Origin of the sequence: Actinophytocola gossypii (assembly GCF_025165815.1) — a bacterium.
GTDB classification, from domain to species: domain Bacteria; phylum Actinomycetota; class Actinomycetes; order Mycobacteriales; family Pseudonocardiaceae; genus Actinophytocola; species Actinophytocola gossypii.
Map to the genome: position 1 here is coordinate 24,881 of NZ_JAFFZE010000025.1, position 15,279 is coordinate 40,159.

15 protein-coding genes and 1 pseudogene are annotated in these 15,279 nt (G+C 71.4%); 5 read left to right on the top strand and 11 right to left on the bottom strand.

All coding sequences use genetic code 11. The features are described 5' to 3' along the window. The 5 genes and pseudogenes from JT362_RS30430 to JT362_RS30450 all read right to left on the bottom strand — a co-directional run bounded on the left by JT362_RS30430 (position 1) and on the right by JT362_RS30450 (position 4,098). Positions 1-351 (bottom strand): ESX secretion-associated protein EspG, encoded by a 351-nt coding sequence (locus JT362_RS30430; RefSeq protein WP_260195290.1) that lies wholly within the window; start codon positions 349-351, stop codon positions 1-3. Between the two features lie 118 nt (positions 352-469). Continuing rightward, positions 470-766, bottom strand: a pseudogene (locus JT362_RS35785) (WXG100 family type VII secretion target); the annotation flags it as partial. Positions 767-883: 117 nt separating this feature from the next. After that, positions 884-1,672, bottom strand: a complete 789-nt coding sequence (locus tag JT362_RS30440) for an ESX secretion-associated protein EspG (RefSeq protein WP_260195292.1) — start codon at positions 1,670-1,672, stop codon at positions 884-886. Continuing rightward, positions 1,673-2,908 (bottom strand): hypothetical protein, encoded by a 1,236-nt coding sequence (locus JT362_RS30445; protein WP_260195293.1) that lies wholly within the window; start codon positions 2,906-2,908, stop codon positions 1,673-1,675. A 35-nt stretch (positions 2,909-2,943) separates the two neighbouring features. Then, positions 2,944-4,098 (bottom strand): hypothetical protein, encoded by a 1,155-nt coding sequence (locus tag JT362_RS30450; RefSeq protein WP_260195294.1) that lies wholly within the window; start codon positions 4,096-4,098, stop codon positions 2,944-2,946. Between the two features lie 137 nt (positions 4,099-4,235). Here JT362_RS30450 and JT362_RS30455 point away from each other — a divergent pair, with 137 nt between their 5' ends. The 5 genes from JT362_RS30455 (at position 4,236) to JT362_RS30475 (ending at position 9,270) form a co-directional block, all read left to right on the top strand. Continuing rightward, on the top strand, positions 4,236-4,913 hold the full coding sequence (locus tag JT362_RS30455; protein ID WP_260195295.1) for a metallophosphoesterase family protein: 678 nt from the start codon (positions 4,236-4,238) through the stop codon (positions 4,911-4,913). Further along, complete coding sequence (locus JT362_RS30460) at positions 4,903-5,748, top strand: ParB N-terminal domain-containing protein (RefSeq protein ID WP_260195296.1); 846 nt, start codon at positions 4,903-4,905, stop codon at positions 5,746-5,748. Before JT362_RS30455 ends, JT362_RS30460 begins: the two co-directional genes overlap by 11 nt. A gap of 138 nt (positions 5,749-5,886) precedes the next feature. After that, the gene (locus JT362_RS30465; RefSeq protein ID WP_260195297.1) at positions 5,887-6,261 is read left to right on the top strand and encodes a peptidase inhibitor family I36 protein; all 375 of its coding nucleotides are present in this window, start codon (positions 5,887-5,889) and stop codon (positions 6,259-6,261) included. A 271-nt stretch (positions 6,262-6,532) separates the two neighbouring features. Next, positions 6,533-7,438, top strand: a complete 906-nt coding sequence (locus JT362_RS30470; protein WP_260195298.1) for a DMT family transporter — start codon at positions 6,533-6,535, stop codon at positions 7,436-7,438. An 86-nt stretch (positions 7,439-7,524) separates the two neighbouring features. Beyond that, positions 7,525-9,270: an AfsR/SARP family transcriptional regulator gene (locus JT362_RS30475; RefSeq protein ID WP_260195299.1), complete on the top strand. Its 1,746-nt coding sequence runs from the start codon at positions 7,525-7,527 to the stop codon at positions 9,268-9,270. Positions 9,271-9,294: 24 nt separating this feature from the next. Here JT362_RS30475 and JT362_RS30480 read toward each other — a convergent pair whose 3' ends face one another. The 6 genes from JT362_RS30480 to JT362_RS30505 all read right to left on the bottom strand — a co-directional run bounded on the left by JT362_RS30480 (position 9,295) and on the right by JT362_RS30505 (position 15,260). Next, a complete protein-coding gene (locus JT362_RS30480; RefSeq protein WP_260195300.1) occupies positions 9,295-10,476 on the bottom strand; it encodes an ABC transporter ATP-binding protein in 1,182 nt (393 codons plus the stop codon). A 4-nt stretch (positions 10,477-10,480) separates the two neighbouring features. Continuing rightward, positions 10,481-11,323 carry a carbohydrate ABC transporter permease gene (locus tag JT362_RS30485; RefSeq protein ID WP_260195301.1) on the bottom strand — a complete coding sequence of 281 codons (843 nt, stop codon included), beginning with the start codon at positions 11,321-11,323 and terminating at the stop codon, positions 10,481-10,483. Then, positions 11,323-12,279 (bottom strand): carbohydrate ABC transporter permease, encoded by a 957-nt coding sequence (locus tag JT362_RS30490; RefSeq protein ID WP_311202770.1) that lies wholly within the window; start codon positions 12,277-12,279, stop codon positions 11,323-11,325. The genes JT362_RS30485 and JT362_RS30490 overlap by 1 nt, the downstream gene beginning before the upstream one ends. Continuing rightward, complete coding sequence (locus JT362_RS30495; RefSeq protein WP_260195302.1) at positions 12,276-13,598, bottom strand: ABC transporter substrate-binding protein; 1,323 nt, start codon at positions 13,596-13,598, stop codon at positions 12,276-12,278. Before JT362_RS30495 ends, JT362_RS30490 begins: the two co-directional genes overlap by 4 nt. Before the next feature lie 188 nt (positions 13,599-13,786). Continuing rightward, positions 13,787-14,308 carry a YflT domain-containing protein gene (locus JT362_RS30500; RefSeq protein ID WP_260195303.1) on the bottom strand — a complete coding sequence of 174 codons (522 nt, stop codon included), beginning with the start codon at positions 14,306-14,308 and terminating at the stop codon, positions 13,787-13,789. A gap of 70 nt (positions 14,309-14,378) precedes the next feature. Further along, positions 14,379-15,260, bottom strand: coding sequence for a DUF1444 domain-containing protein (locus JT362_RS30505; RefSeq protein ID WP_260195304.1), 882 nt, complete (start codon positions 15,258-15,260; stop codon positions 14,379-14,381). Between the last annotated feature and the right edge of the window lie 19 nt (positions 15,261-15,279).

Consider the following 15,279-nt stretch of genomic DNA (forward strand, 5'->3'; position numbering starts at 1 on the left):
TCAGCGGCTCCGCGCCGCCAGTCGCCGGAGTTCGGCGCGGAGGGCGGCGTGGGGCAGCGGGTTCACGCTGACCCAGTCCGCGTCGGCGGTCAGCCGCAGCCGGCCGTGTCCGGTGTCGAGCCAGCGCAGCTCGTCGCCGTCCCGCCGCCACTGGGCCGAGGAGTCGTCGCGGCGGGCGTTGCCGGCCTGGCCGTTGCCGAGCACGGACCCGAGCAGCGAGACCATCCGTCGGGCGACCCGGTCGTCGACCTCCTCTTCGCCGTCGAGCGCGCGCCGGGGCAGGTGCGACGGCGCGGTCGTCGGCGCGTCCAACCGGGGAACCAGGGTCGTGAGGTCGTCGGCCGCGCCCATCCGCAGCACCCGGTCGGGGCCGGCGAGGTCCTGGGTGGCCGCTGGTCAGGGCGCCGATGGCCGCGCCGAGGCCGCCGCCGGTCACCAGCCCGGCCGCGGCGGCCGCGCTCGCGGTGACGAGCAGGTCGAGCGCCGGCACGCCGGGCATCGTGGTGCGCGCGGACTGCAGGGCGCCGCCGGCGTCCTGGACCGGCTCGGCCGTCTGGCCAGCGGTGGCGGCGAGCTCGTCGATCCTGGTCACGGCGTCCTCGACCGCCAGCACCGCGCGGTCGGCGGGGGAGCCGGACCAGTACCCGGTCAGGGTCGCGAGCGAGTGGCGCAGGTCCTCGGCGAGGCGGGTGAGGGAGCTGGCGCGGTGGGTCCACTCGTCGGCGAGCGCGTCGAGCTGGGCCGGGTCGGCGTGCTCGACGACCATGACGATCAGGGTGTCGAGGGGGTAACCGGCGCAGTGGACGCCGCCGGTGACGTAGCGGTCGTGCTGCACGGATTCGGCGTTAGGGACGGCGGTCCTGCGCGGGCAGGGGAAGTTTCCTCAGGCGCGGAGCGCTCCGGCCAGGCGGCGCAGGGCGGTGGCGAGGTCGGCGGCGTGCATCGGGTTGACGCTGGTCCACTCGGCGTCCTCGCCGGCGACGAGCTGGAGGCGGCCGCGTTCGGTGTCCAGCCAACGGATTTCGTCGCCGGCGCGCTGCCAGGCGTTGGCGTAGCCACCTCGGGTGGCGAGGCCGGCCTGCCCGTTGCCGACGACGGGCTGGAGGTGGGTGACGAGCCGGCGGGCGAGCCGGTCGGTGACGCCGTGCGCGGCGAGCAGTTCGTCCCACGCGGTGGGGCGGCGGCGGGCGTCCTGGTAGACGCGGCCGAGCAGCCCGGTGGGGAGGGAGAACGGGGAGGTCAACGCGGCCTCGCGCGGGGGGACGACGGCGATCAGCTCGTCCACGGCGTCGTCGAGGGGAAGCTCGGCCATGGCGACGGTGTCGTCGTCGCCGGTCAGCCGCTGGGTGACGAGGACGGCCAGGTCCCGCCGGGCGAGGAGGACGACGGCGAGCACGTCGGTGCCGGTGGACAGGAGCAGGTCGAGAACCCGCGCGGAGTCCTGCAGCAGGTAGGCGAAGGCCTCGGCGACGCCCAACGGGCCGCGTTCGTCGGCGAGGCCGCGGGCGGCGAGCTGCTCGCCGGCCTGACGGAGCACGACCCGCCGCTCGGCGACGCTCGTGCCGTGGGTGGGGACGCGGAGGGGGTAGGGCGGCGAGGAGTCGGCGGTCGCGCAGAGCAGGTCGACCTCGGCCACGGTCAACGGCACCGCGGAACGAGCGCTGATGGACATCTACGCGGGCTGGCCTTCGGTGGCACGTCCCAGCTCGGACTCCTGGTCGCGGTCGCCGGAGCGCTCGTTGCCGGGCTGGCCCCCTGGCTCGCCGCCGGCTTGACTCTCGTCGGGCCGCTGGTCCGGGCGCTCGTCCGGGTCCTCACCCGGCCACGGGCCGTGGTTCTCGCCGGGGTTCTGGCCCTCGTCCGGGTGTTCGCCCGGTGGATCGTCGCCGTCGCCGCCCGGTCCTGTGCCACGGCCCTGGTCGTGGCTCTGGTCGTGGCCACCGTCCTGGCCACCGTCCTGGCCACCGTCCTGGCCACCGTGGCCGTCGTGCGGCCGGTCCTCGTGGCCCTCGCCCGGCTTGTCGTCCTGGCCGCCGTCGTGGTCGCCGTCCTGGCCGTTCCCGTGGCCGCCGTCCTGGCCGCCCTCGTGACCGGACTCGTGGCCGCCCTCGTGGCCACCGTCCTGGCCGTTCCCGTGGCCGCCGTCGTGGTCGCCATGGCCACCGTCGTGGTCGTCGTGGTGGTCCTCGTCGTTGTCGTCGTGATGATCGCCGTGGCCATGATCATCACGATGGTCGTCGTCCCAGTCGTGGTCCCAATCGTGGTCCCAATCGTGGTCGTCGTCGCCGTACCTGCCGTAGTCGTCGTACCGGTAGTCGTCCTTCTCCGGCTCCTCGGCGGAGTCCGGGGAGTCCGGGGAATCCGGCGCGTCCGAGGAGTCCGGGGAGTCCGGTGAGTCGGGCTTGTCCGGCTTGTCCGGGGAGCCGCCCAGTCCCAGGCCCGATCCGATCTCGCTGACCACGTCCGTCAACAGCCCCCCGACGTCCGGGAGGATGCCGTCGTAGGACGCCCGCGCGGTCTCGTCCATCTCCTCGTACGACCGCGCCGCCGCCTCCGCGCTCGCCACGAAGGTCTGCATCCGGCGCATGGCCTCCTCGAGCATCGCCCGCAGGCCGTACGCGGAGTTGAGCCGGTCGTCGAACTTCTTGGCCAGCTGCTGGCCCACCGGGCTCGTGCCGAGCTGCGGAGTGAGCTCCGCGCCCTGCATCCGCTCCACCTTCATCTGCACGGCGTCCAGGTACGACCGCGCCCTGGTGACCGCGTCGGCGAACGCGCGTACCCGGTCGGTGTCCACGGCCCAGCCGTAGGACGGCTCGGACGGCTCGGCCGGAGCCGCCATCGCCGTCGGCATCGCCTCCGGCATCGGTGGCGGCGGCACCGTGGCCTGGGTGAGCTGCTCCTGCTCCATGACGCTCCCTTGGTCCCGCGCTGCGGCTCAGCTGGTCAGAGGCCGATCACCGGTGGCGACGCCTTCTGCCCGGTGTCGAACGGGTCGTCGGCGTCGAAGGGGAACCTTCTGCGGTGCGGCTGGGTCGCGTTGCCCATACCCATTCCGGCTCCCATCGGCGCGGCCATCGGACCGTAGTGCCCGCCGGCCGAGCCGCCGCCCGGGCCGCCGATCACCGCGCCGGCCGGACTGGTCGGCATCCCCCGGCCGGGCAACCCGCCCAGCTCGGGCCGGCCGCCGGTGCGCAGGCCGGTCCGGCCGCTCCCCGGGCTCATCGGGAGCGCGCCGACCCCGACGCCGCCGCCCGATCCCGTCCCGCCGAGGCCGCCGCTGCCGTACGAGCCGTAGCCACCGCTGCCGTCGAAGCCGCCGGTGAAGCCGCCGCCCGGGTACGGGGCGCCGCTGCTCGGGTCGGTCACGCCGGTGAGCAGCTGCCAGCGCAGGTCGACGCCGGAGGTCTGGCTGATCGTGCTGATCCAGACCGACTCGCTCGGCTCCACCTCGACGTCGTCCGGGTCGGGCCGCAGCTCGGTGTCCTGCCCGAGGAACCGCGGCGTGGTGCGGTCGATGCCGACCGCGGCGGTCTCGAACCGCTGCATGGTCTCCACCGCGATCCGCTTGAGCTCCTCCTGCCGCGCCTGGGCGGTCAGCCCGCTGCTGGTGCCCTCCGCCGACGCCGCGATGGCTGCGCCGAGCGGGCTGCCGGTCAGCTGCGACATGTCGGCGGCGGCCCGCGGCGCGGCGCCGGGGACGAACGCGGCTGTCTCGGCCGGGGTGTCGGTGGGGAGCGGGGGCATCGCCTCCTGGGCGGCCTTTAGCGCGCCGGCGGCCTCCTCGATCGGACCGGACATCTCGCGTGCGGTGGTGCCGAGGTCGGACACCCACTGGGCGTTGAGCGCGACGACGTGCCTGGCCTTGTCCGCCGAGGTGCCGGTCCAGTAGTTCATCAGGTCGTCGAGCGCGTCGGCGAGGTAGTCGGACGCGGCGACCACGCCCTCGCCGGTCTCCCGCCAGTCCTGTGCGAGACGTTCGAGCTGCGGCACGCTCGCCTGGTTGTCGACCATCGCCACCAGCTCGGCGAGGGTGAAGCCGGCCCAGTTGACTCCGCCGCTGACGTAGTAGTCACTGGAGTCGCTCGTCTGCCCCACCATTCGTGTCAGCGCTCCCTCTGCATCCCCGACAGTCGTACCTGAGGGTAATGGGTGACGCCTGGCAACGGCACTAGCCCGAGTGGACGCCTGTATGCGCTGCCATTGGCCGCGTCCGATCGGGCCGTACGCTTGCCGGTGTGCGCAAGGTGCTCACCGTCGCGGACGAGATCGTCGACTCGTTGTGGACCGACTGGATCCACAAGCGGGCCGGCGACGTCGACCTGGTGCTCGCGGCCGGCGACCTGCCGTTCGACTACCTCGAGCACCTGTCCGACGCGCTGGACCGGCCGTGTGTGTTCGTGCCGGGCAACCACGACGTCGACCTGTCCGGCTACTCCCGCTCGCGGGGGTTGTCGGTGCGGGACGGGCTGCCGGCGGAGTACCCGGGCCCGGCGGGCTGGGTGAACGCGGACGGCCGGGTGGTCGACGTGGCGGGTGTGCGGATCGCCGGGCTGGGCGGTTCGATCCGGTACAACGACGGCCCGAACCAGTGGACCGAGCGGCAGCAGGCCCGGCGCGCGGCGAAGGTGACACGGTCGGCGGCCCGGCGCGCGCGCCGCGACGGCCGGCGGGTGGACGTGCTGCTCACCCATTCCCCACCGCTCGACCTCGGTGACCGGGACGACCCGCCGCACCGCGGCTTCGCCTGCCTGCGTACCGCGATCGAGCGGATGCGGCCCGGCCTGATGCTGCACGGGCACATCCATCCGCACGGCCAGCCGGTGCCCGACCGCGTGCTCGGCGACACTCGGATCGTGAACACCGTCGGGCACCGGATCCTGGAACTGCCGGGAGGAGGCGACGATGAACCGTGACACCGGGTTCCCGCGCGCGGACGCGGAGAACGACTTCCTGCGCGCCCGCCGCCAGCAGGTGCTGTCCCGGCTGGCCGGGTGGATGCGGCGCGCGCCGGACGACGTGAACATCATGCTGCCGTTCGACGAGGTGGTGGCCGCGCTCGGCCGCGCGGGCGAACGACGGCTCGGCCTCGAGGTGATCGCGCTGGACTCGATCGTCGGCAGCGTGGACCGCGACCGCGAGTTCGACCGCCGGTTCCGGCCGACCTCCGGGCAGGTCCGGGAGCGGTGGCAGCGGCTGGCGCTGGCGCAACGCCGCGGCGAGTCCATTCCCCCGATCGAGGTATATCGAGTGGGTGACATGCACTTCGTGCTGGACGGGCACCACCGGGTGTCGGTCGCGCTCGCGCTCGGCCTGCGGACGATCGACGCCTTCGTCACCGAGGTGCTGACCCGGCTGTCCCCCGAGGGCGTGCGCTACCGGGGCGACCTGCTGGTCAAGGACTACCGGCGGATCTTCCTGGAGCGGGTTCCGCTGACCGGCGACGCGCGCCGGGCGATCATGCTGACCGAGCCGGAGAACTACGGCGAACTCGCGGAGGCCGTCGAGGCGTGGGGCTTCCGGCTGATGCAGGACGAGGGCGTTTTCCTGGACCGGGCGACGGTGGCGCGGCGCTGGTACGAGGAGGAGTTCGTGCCGGTGGTGCGGATGCTGCGGCAGGCGGCGCTGATCGAGACCCAGACCGAGGCGAAGGCGTACATGTCGGTGGCGTGCGAGCGCTACCGGCTGATCCGCAGCCACCGCTGGGACGACGACGTGATCAACACGATCCAGGAGACGAAGCGCAGATAGCAAGCCCGTCCCGCCGATCTGTGGACAACTCCCCCTCCCGCACTGCCTGTGGACAACTGGTTGGCTCCCCTCGCGCCTTCCCACGATCCTCGAAGCAGCCGGCCAACAGGGCCGACACTTCGAGGAAAGGAAAGCACGATGTGGAGCACCGTCCTGCGGGCACTCGGAATCGCCGCCGTCGTCGCCGCGCTCGTCGGCGCGGCCGGAGTGGCCGGAGCCGAGCCCGAAACCCGGAGACCGTGCGAACGGGGAGAGTTCTGTCTCTGGCCGGCCGAGCACTACGAGGGCGACGTGTACCGGGTGGCGCTGGAGAACACGAACCCCGGCGAGTGCGCGCCGTTGCCGGACGGGTTCGACGCGCGGTCGTTCGTCAACCGGTCGACCCGTCCGGTCACCGTCTACCAGGGGCGTGGCTGCGCCACCGAGGGCGAGTTCGACACCTATCCCGGCGGCGGCACGTTCGTGCCGGCCGCGCCGTACGTGGTCCGGGGGGTGCAGATCTGGGCATACTGAGGCCCCTCTCAGCTCCGGTGCGGGAATCTGTTGCCGGTCTCGGACGTTGACCGGTCACGAGGCGAACCGGTTGGGGAGCGATGGGCGGGGTTGGTGACGGCGTTCCGGGTGTCCCGGGTTTCGTGCGGCGCGCGCTGGACGGACTTGAGATCCTGGTGAGGAAGGCCCGCGCAGTAGGCCGCCTGCGGGGCGCCTTGCTACTGCCCGACCCGTCCCACCCGCCCTACGACGCCCGTGACCGTCCGCGGCCAGTGAGAGCCGAGGTCACCTGATGGTCGCGCTCGCCATTACGTTCGCCGTGCTCGGTGCGTTGTGCAGTGCGATCGGCGCGCAGCTCCAGCACCAGGGCGTCCAGACCGAGACGAAGGACCGCGACCTCGGCCTGCGTGGGATCGGCCGGCTGGTGCACAACCGCAAGTGGCTGCTGGGCGTCGGCGTGCTGACCGCGTGCGCGATCCTGCAGATCCTGGCGCTGGCGCTGGCCCCGGTGACCGTGGTGGCGCCGATCGTGGTGCTCGCGCTGCCGGCGGTGGCGCTGCTCAACGCGCGGGCGTCCGGCACCAGGCTCGACACCCCCGCCACGATCGCGGTCGTGGCGAGCACCCTGGGCGTCGCGGTGTTCGTGGCCCTGGCGTCCGGTCCGGCGACCGCGGTGGCGTTTCCCGACTCGTCGATCCTGCTGGCCTGCCAGCTGGTGGGTGGGGTGGTGCTGCTGTTCGGGATCGTCGGTGCGCTGCGCAGCGGCATCGTGCGCTGCGTGGTGCTCGCCACCGGCGCGGGTGCCGCGTACGGCCTGGTGTCGATCCTGGTCCGGGACGTGACGTACACGTTCCAGACCTCGGGTTTCGCCGGCGTCTCCCCGCTGTCGGCGACGGGTTTGGTGGCCACGTTCGCGGTCGGTTCGTGGTTCATCCAGCTCGCCTACGCCAGCGGACCCCCGGACGTCGTGGTCGGCTGCCAAACGGTCCTGAGCCCCATGGTCGCCACCGCGATCGCCATCGGCCTGCTCGACGAGACCGAGGAAGCGGGTGGCTGGATCGGCCTGGGCCTGGTGGCGGGTGCCCTGACAGCCGTCGTCGGCGTGCTCCTCCTGGCCCGCCACCATCCGGAGGCCACGTCCCGGGCGACGCCACACTCCGCGGAGCGTCGCCTGTTCCGCACCGCCTCGCGTCACTGACCCCGGACGACCGGAGTGGCCCGGAGCCGTAGCGGCGCGGTCGCGGCTTGGTAGCGTCGGAAGCCGAACGCGAGAAGGAGCGCCGGGTGGACTTCCGGATCCTCGGCCCGCTCGAGGTGTGGCACGACGGAGCACACGTGCCGGTCACCGCGCCGATGCAGCGGGCCGTGCTCGCCACCCTGTTGGTCCGCCCGGGACACACCGTGTCGGTCGACTCGATCGTCGATCAGTTGTGGGGGCCGCAGCCGCCGCATACGGCGCAGGTCACCATTCGCAACTACGTTCAGCGGCTGCGGCGCGTGCTGCCCGAGCCGGTGCTGGAGACCGTGGCTCCGGGCTACCGGTTGGCCGTGCTACCGGACCAGGTCGACGCGAGTCGGTTCGCCGGGCTGGTGGAACAGGCACGTACCGTCGCCTCCCCCAACCCGGTCCGGGCCGCGCAGCTGTTCGACGAGGCTCTCCATCTCTGGCGCGGGAGCCCGCTGGCCGATCTGGGCGACGTGCCGATGCGGCTGGTGCACGCCCCGCGGCTGGAGGAGCTGTACCTCGGCGCCCTCGAGGAGAGCTTCGAGGTCGGCCTGCGCCTGGGCTGGCACGCGCGGCTGATCCCCGAGCTGACCGCCCTCACCAACACCTACCCGCTCCGCGAACGCCTCTGCCGCCAGCTGATGATCTCCCTCTACCGCACCAGACGCTCGGCCGAGGCGCTCACGCACTACCAGCACATCCGCGCTCGGATGATCGCCGAGCTGGGGGTGGAGCCCGGGCCGGAGCTGCGCCGCCTGCAGGAGTCGATCCTCCGCGAGGACCTGACCCTGTCGGTGCCGTTCATCCGGGTCAACGCGCCGGCCGAGCGCCCGGCCGCCGATCCGCCGCCGCGGCTGGCGACGTTCACCGGGCGGGACGCCGAACTCACCGAACTGCGCGAACGCTTCGCGGCGCCCGGGCCGGTGGTCTTCTTCGTGCACGGCCCCGCCGGCGTCGGCAAGTCCACCCTCGCCGCCCAGTTCGCGCACGAGCTGGCCGCCCGCTTCCCGGACGGCACCCTGTACGTGGACCTGGCCGGCAACCAGCCCGGCGCCCCGGCCACTCCCGCCGCCGTTCTGACGGCCTTGCTGGGCAGCCCGCACTCGTCGCCCGGCTCCGCGGAAGCGGCGGTCCGGGCGTACCGGGCGCGGTTGCGGGGTCGTCGGGTGCTCGTGGTGCTGGACAACGCGACCAGCGCGTCCCAGGTGCTTCCCGCGATCCCGGACGAAGACGGCTGCGCGGCCATCGTCACCAGCCGGCGTCCCGTCGCGGGGCCGGACGGCACCGTTCACCTGCACGTCGACGCGTTGTCCACCAAGGAGTCCGTCGACCTGCTGGGGCGCATCGTCGGGCCGAGGAAGGTGGACGGGGAGCCCGAGGCCGCGGCCGAACTCGCCGAGCTGTGCGCGAACAACCCGCTCGCGCTGCGCACCATCGCCACCCGCGCGGCGAGCCGGCCGCACTGGTCACTGGCCGCCTGGGTGGAACTGCTCACCGATCCCGGCCGCAGGCGCACCGAACTCGCCGACGTGCTCGGCGGCCTCCGGGTCAGCGTCGACCAGCTCGCACGCGGCGGGACCGAGGCCGAGCAGACGGCCGCCGAGCTCCTGCCGCGCCTCCAGCACGCCACCGAACTGACCCCGGCCGCGGTGGCGGACCTGACCGGGTGGCCGGAAACGCTGGTCGGGCAGGCACTCGAAGAACTCGTCGACGCACAGCTGCTCTACAGCCCGACCCCGGGCGGCTACGCGCACTACGGGCTCACCGCCCTGCTGGACACGGAAACGCCCGCCACGCCCGGGTAGGCGTGGCGGGCGGAAACCGTCGACTCAGCCGGCGTAGGTCAGGTTCTTCCCCGACGACGGGTCGAACAGCTGCACCTTGTCCGCGTCGAACCACACGTCGGCGGGCTGGCCCTCCACCGCGGTCGAGGCCGCGGACAGCCGCGTCACCAGCTGCGCACCGCTGTCACCGGTCTCGGTCGAACCCGAGTCCGCCGCCAGCTCGGCCAGCTCCTGGGACGTCGCCGTCTCGCCCTCCACGGTGAAGTAGGCGAACTTGTCCGAGCCCATCGACTCCAGCACGTCCACCGTCGCGGTGAACGTGGTGCCGCCGGCCTTCGCGGACTCGTCCATCAGCTTCGCGTCCTCGAAGTGCTCCGGCCGGACACCGGCGATCACCTCGCGCGGGGCCTTCGCCTCCTCCGCGAGCGTGCGCACCCGGTCCGACAGCGCGAGCGTGCCGAGGCCGGTGGACAGCTGGCCGTTCTCCAGCGTGCCGGGCAGGAAGTTCATCGCGGGCGAGCCGATGAACCCGGCCACGAACAGGTTCGCCGGGTTGTCGTACAGGAACTGCGGCGAGCCGACCTGCTGCACCAACCCGCCGCGCAGCACCACGACCCGGTCGCCGAGGGTCATCGCCTCGGTCTGATCGTGGGTGACGTACACCGTCGTCGTGGCGAGCTGCTTCTGCAGCTTCGACACCGACGTGCGCATCTGCACCCGGAGCTTGGCGTCCAGGTTGGACAGTGGCTCGTCCATCAGGAACGCCTTGGGGTTGCGGACGATCGCCCGTCCCATCGCGACCCGTTGACGCTGCCCGCCGGACAGGTTCGCCGGCTTGCGCTCCAGGTGCTGCGTGAGATCCAGGATCTTCGCCGCCTCGTCCACCTTGGACTTCACGGTCGCGTCGTCCACCTTGGCCAGCCGCAGCGGGAACGCCATGTTCTCCCGGACGCTCATGTGCGGGTACAGCGCGTAGGACTGGAACACCATCGCGATGTCCCGGTCCTTGGGCGCCTTCTCGTTCACCCGCTGGCCGTCGATACGCAGCTCGCCGGAGGAGATGTCCTCCAGCCCGGCGATCATGTTCAGCATCGTCGACTTCCCGCAGCCGGACGGGCCCACCAGGATGATGAACTCGCCGTCCGCGATCTGGATGTCCGCCTCGGACACCGCGAGGGCACCGTCTGGGTACCGCTTGGTCACCTTGTCGAGGATGATTTCTGCCATTTGCTCAGCCCTTCACGGCACCGGACGTCAGCCCCGCGACGATGCGGCGCTGGAAGAACAACACGAACACGATGATCGGGATCGTGATCACCACGGCGGCCGCGGAGATCGACCCGACCGGGGCCTCGAACTGGGACGCCCCGGTGAAGAACGCCAACGCCGCCGGCACCGTCCGCGACGCCTCGGTGGACGTCAGCGAGATGGCGAACAGGAAGTCGTTCCAGCAGAAGATGAACACCAGGATCGCGGTGGTGAACACGCCCGGCGCGGCCAGCGGCGCGATCACCCGCCGGAACGCCTGCGCCGGCGTCGCCCCGTCCATCTTCGCCGCCTTCTCCAGCTCCCACGGGATCTCGCGGAAGAAGGCCGACAGCGTGTAGATCGCCAGCGGCAGCGCGAAGGTGATGTAGGGCAGGATCAGGCCCGGCCAGGTGTCGAACAGCCCGAGCTGGCGCTCCATCTCGAACAGCGGCGACACCAGCGACACCTGCGGGAACATCGCGATCAGCAGCGACACCCCGACCAGCGCCTGCTTGCCGGGGAAGTCGAGCCGGGCGATGGCGTAGGCGGCCATCGTGCCGAGCACCACGGCGATGAGCGTGGCGATCAGCGCGATCCCGATCGAGTTCACCAGTGCCCGGACGAACTGGTCGGTGGTGAAGATCGCCTTGTAGTTGTCGAACGTCCACTCGCTGGGGAAGAAGTTCTTGTCGGTCTGGGCTTCCGCGGTCTTGAACGACAGCGACATGGTCCACAGCACCGGGATCAGCGCGTAGGCCACGACCGCGATGTCGACGAACGTCCACCTGGCCTTGCGGCCCGTGGTACTGCCTCCGATGACGGCCATCAGCGCCTTCCTTCCTGGTCGCTACCGGGCGCTGAGGCACCGAAGAGCTTGACGAAGATGAACGCGATGATCGCCACCGCGATGAAGATCAACACCGACATGGTGGACCCGATCCCCAGGTTCAACCCCTTGATCAGGTTGTTGTAGGTGATCATGGACACCGACGACGTGTCGTTCGCGCCCTTGGTGAGCACGAAGATGTTGTCGAAGATCCGGAACGCGTCCAGCGTCCGGAACAGCAGCGCCACCAGGATCGCCGGCTTCATCACCGGCAGCATCACCTTGGTGAACCGCTGCCACGCGGTCGCGCCGTCCATCGACGCGGCCTTGAGCAGGTCGTCCGGCACCAGCGCGAGCCCGGCCATCAGCAGCAGCGCCATGAACGGCGTGGTCTTCCACACCTCGGCGAGGATGATGATGAGCAACGACGGGATCTGCTCGGTCAGCGGCGCCTGCGCCCCGAACATGTCGGCGAGGTAGCCGGTGTCGGCGTTCCACGCGTAGAACCAGGAGAACGCGGCGACCACGGTCACGATCCCGTACGGGATCAGCGACACCGTGCGCACCAGACCCCGGCCGACCAGCGTCCGGTGCATCACCAGCGCCAGCAGCATGCCCAGCACCAGCTCGATCGCCACCGACACCACGGTGAGCAGCACGGTCACCCCGAACGCGGTCCACCAGTAGCCGTCGGACAGCACGGCGACGTAGTTCTCCAGGCCGACGAACTCCCGCTGGTCCGGGAACCGCAGGTCGTAGCGCTGCAGCGACAGCCACACCGAGTAGATGATCGGCCAGCCGGTCACCGCGAGCATCACGATCGCGGCCGGCGCGCAGAGCAGCCAGCCGAGCCGGCGCTCGGCCCGCTTGCCCTCGCTCAGCGCCGGCTTTCCCTTGCGCGGCGCCGGTTCCGCCGGCGTCGCCGCCGGTCCACTCTCGACAGTCTGCTGACTCACGGCAGCACTCCCTTCGATTCGAGTGCCTTCTGCAAGCCGTCACGCAGTTCCTGCGCGGTCTCCTCGACGTCGATCTCCGCCGGCGGGGACAGCACCTTCGCGGTGATCGTGGACAGGTTCTGGTACACCGGCGTCAGCGGCCGCACCGCGGCGTCCTCGAGCTCCTCGAGGATGACCTCCTTCATCGGGTACGCGGTCGCCATGCTCGGGTTGTTCGCCGCGTCCTCCGGCTGGTCCGGGTCGAGCGGGGTCTCGTCGGTGTAGACCGACTCGATGGTCGGCGGCACGCCGTCCTTGATGGCGGAGAACTTCTGGCTCTCCGGGCTGCGCAGGCACAGCGCGGCCTCGAACGCCTCCGGCTTGTGCTGCGAGTACTCGCTCACCGCGAGGTTGTACCCGCCGACGGTGACCCGGCTGGGACCGTCGATGCCCGGGTAGCGGGCCCACGCGAGGTGCTCGGCGCGCTCCGGGTTCGCCTCCTGGATGGCGGCGTAGACGTACGGCCAGTTCAGCTCGAACGCCGAGTTGCTGTCCGGCGCCTCGAACGCCTGCTGGACCTGCTGCTCCTGCGCGTTGGTCAGCGACGGGTCGGTGATGCCCGAGCTGGCGACCTCCTTGAGCAGCTCCAGCGCGTCGATGGCGCCCTGGTCCATGACGACCTCGGTGCCGTCGTCGGACAGGATCTTCCCGCCGGCGGAGGAGACGAGGGTGTTGTAGGTGACCACCAGGCCCTCGTACTGCGCGCCGGTGAACAGGATCTCGTACGGCTCACCGCGCGACTTGAGGTCCTTGGCCATGTCGATCATCTCGCGCCACGTCTCCGGTGGTTCCGGGGTGACGCGCTCGTCGTACCAGAGCAACTGGACGTTGGTGTTCTTGGTGGCCGCGTAGAGCTTGCCCTCCCACATGGCGGTCGACAGGGGCCCCTCCAGCACGCCCGCCTCCGCGTCGGACCGGTTCTCCCCGGTCCACTCCTCGAGCCACTGCGCCTCGGCGAACTCCGGCACCCACGTGACGTCCAGCCCGAGGATGTCGAGGTCGGAGTCCTCGGCGGCGAGGCGCCGCACCATCTGCTCGCGCTGGCCGTCGGCGTCCCGGGGCAACGTGCGGTAGACGATCTCGTAGCGGTCGCCCGCCTGCTCGTTGCACTTGTCGATGACGCTCTGGAAGTTCTGCTCCGGCGCGTAGTACACGTTGATCTGTATGCCGTCCTCGGACCCGCAGGCCGCGATGGTCGGCGCGGCGACGAGCGCGGCACAGGTCGCGGCGGCGGCACGCCACCGGACCCCGCTTCGGCCGCCCGTCCGGGTACTGCCCATCAAAATCCTGCCTTCCCTCCCGCGCGGCACGGGAGGGGAGCGTCGTGGACAGCCGCACCTCGACGTGCCTCGGGAACGCGTGTGATACGCCACACCTGATGCGTCGGTGCAATGAACCTAGGCCTCATGATCACGGGCCGCAAGCGACTCGCACAACGATTCAGACAAGGCGTGTAACGCGGGAGAAGTCAGTCCGTACGGGGGCGCATCGCGAGCTTCGCCAGCAGGTCACGGCCCTTTTCGGCGTTCCTCGGTTGGGCCAGGACATCGTACCGGCCGGCGACGAGCTGGCTGGCCGAGGCGATCTCCCGTCCGGCGCTGCGGGTGGTGGCGTAGCCGACCGCGGCGAACACCAGCCCGAACACGACCCCGGCCCCGAGCCCGACCAGGATCGGCGCGAACGACATCGGTTCGGGGCTGAACAACCCGAGCAGCAGGCCGACGAACAGGCCGAACCAGGCGCCGGACAGCGCCCCGGTGCCGAGCACCTTCGGCCAGCTCAGCCGCCCGATGACCCGCTCGACGAGCATCAGGTCGACCCCGACGATCGTGACCTCCTGCACGGGGAACTCGTTGCCGGCCAGGTACTCGACGGCCCGGTGGGCCTCCTTGTAGGTGTTGTAGGACCCGATCGGCCAGCCCGACGGAGGCGTCGGCACCTTGGGAAGACCCTGACTCCCTCGTCCCGCGCCGGAGAACGCACCGGTCACCGTTGCTCACCTCGTTCTGCAGTTGACACCATCCTGCCAACAACCGACACGCGCCGCTAATACCGCGGGGTCAGCGGTCGTCCATGGCCACGTCGAAGAGCACGTCCTCGAAGTCGTCCGAGTAGTAGGTGACCATGCCGGCACCGTTGTGGTGCCCGACGGTCTCCAGCCCGCCCACCGGGAGCGGCCGCCACCAGTACACCCGCGAACTGAGCTGGTGCGGGCTCTCCGCGTGGCACTCGGCGACGAGCTGTCCGACCTGGTCCAGCGCCGCCAGCACCCCCTCGGTGCCGCCCGGGCCGATGACGTGGAAGATCAGCTGGTCGCGGGCCGGCAGGGCGACCAGCGCGCCGTGCGGCGTCTCGGTCATGCCGGTGACGGCCTCGATCACCCACGGGATGATCAGCACCAGGGAGGCGACGTACTCCGAGCCCTGCAGGAAGTACACGCCGTCCTTCTCCCGGTACTGGTCCGGGAGCTGGGTGGTCAGGTTCTGCGTGCCGGCGTCGTAGAGCAGGTCGATCCCGTGCCGGGCCACGTCCTCGTCGCGCATGACCGCGATCGCGTCGGGCAGGTCGAAGGCCAGCACCCGCTGCAGGCCGGGCACGAGCTCGTCGGCGTACGACGCGATGGCCGACACGTCGGGGTCGGTCGGGACGACGCGCGCGTAGGTGCGCGGCAGCACGTCCTCGGTCGGCCCCTCCAGGTCGGACCGGTCCTCGGTGCCGGCGGCGATCACCATCCGCAGGTAGTCGTCGACCAGGTCCGGCCACTGCCCGGACGGCGCGGCGGCGAGGATCGCCGACAGCGACTCGTACCCGAGCACGAGCTGCTCTGGCTGGGTGACCTCGACGTGGTCGTCGTGGACGACGATCCGCATGCCGACGAACGCGGGGCTGCGCCGGACCAGGTGCCGCATCCGGTCCCGCTGGGCCGTGGTGAGAAGGTGCACCGCGAGGACGGTACAAGTT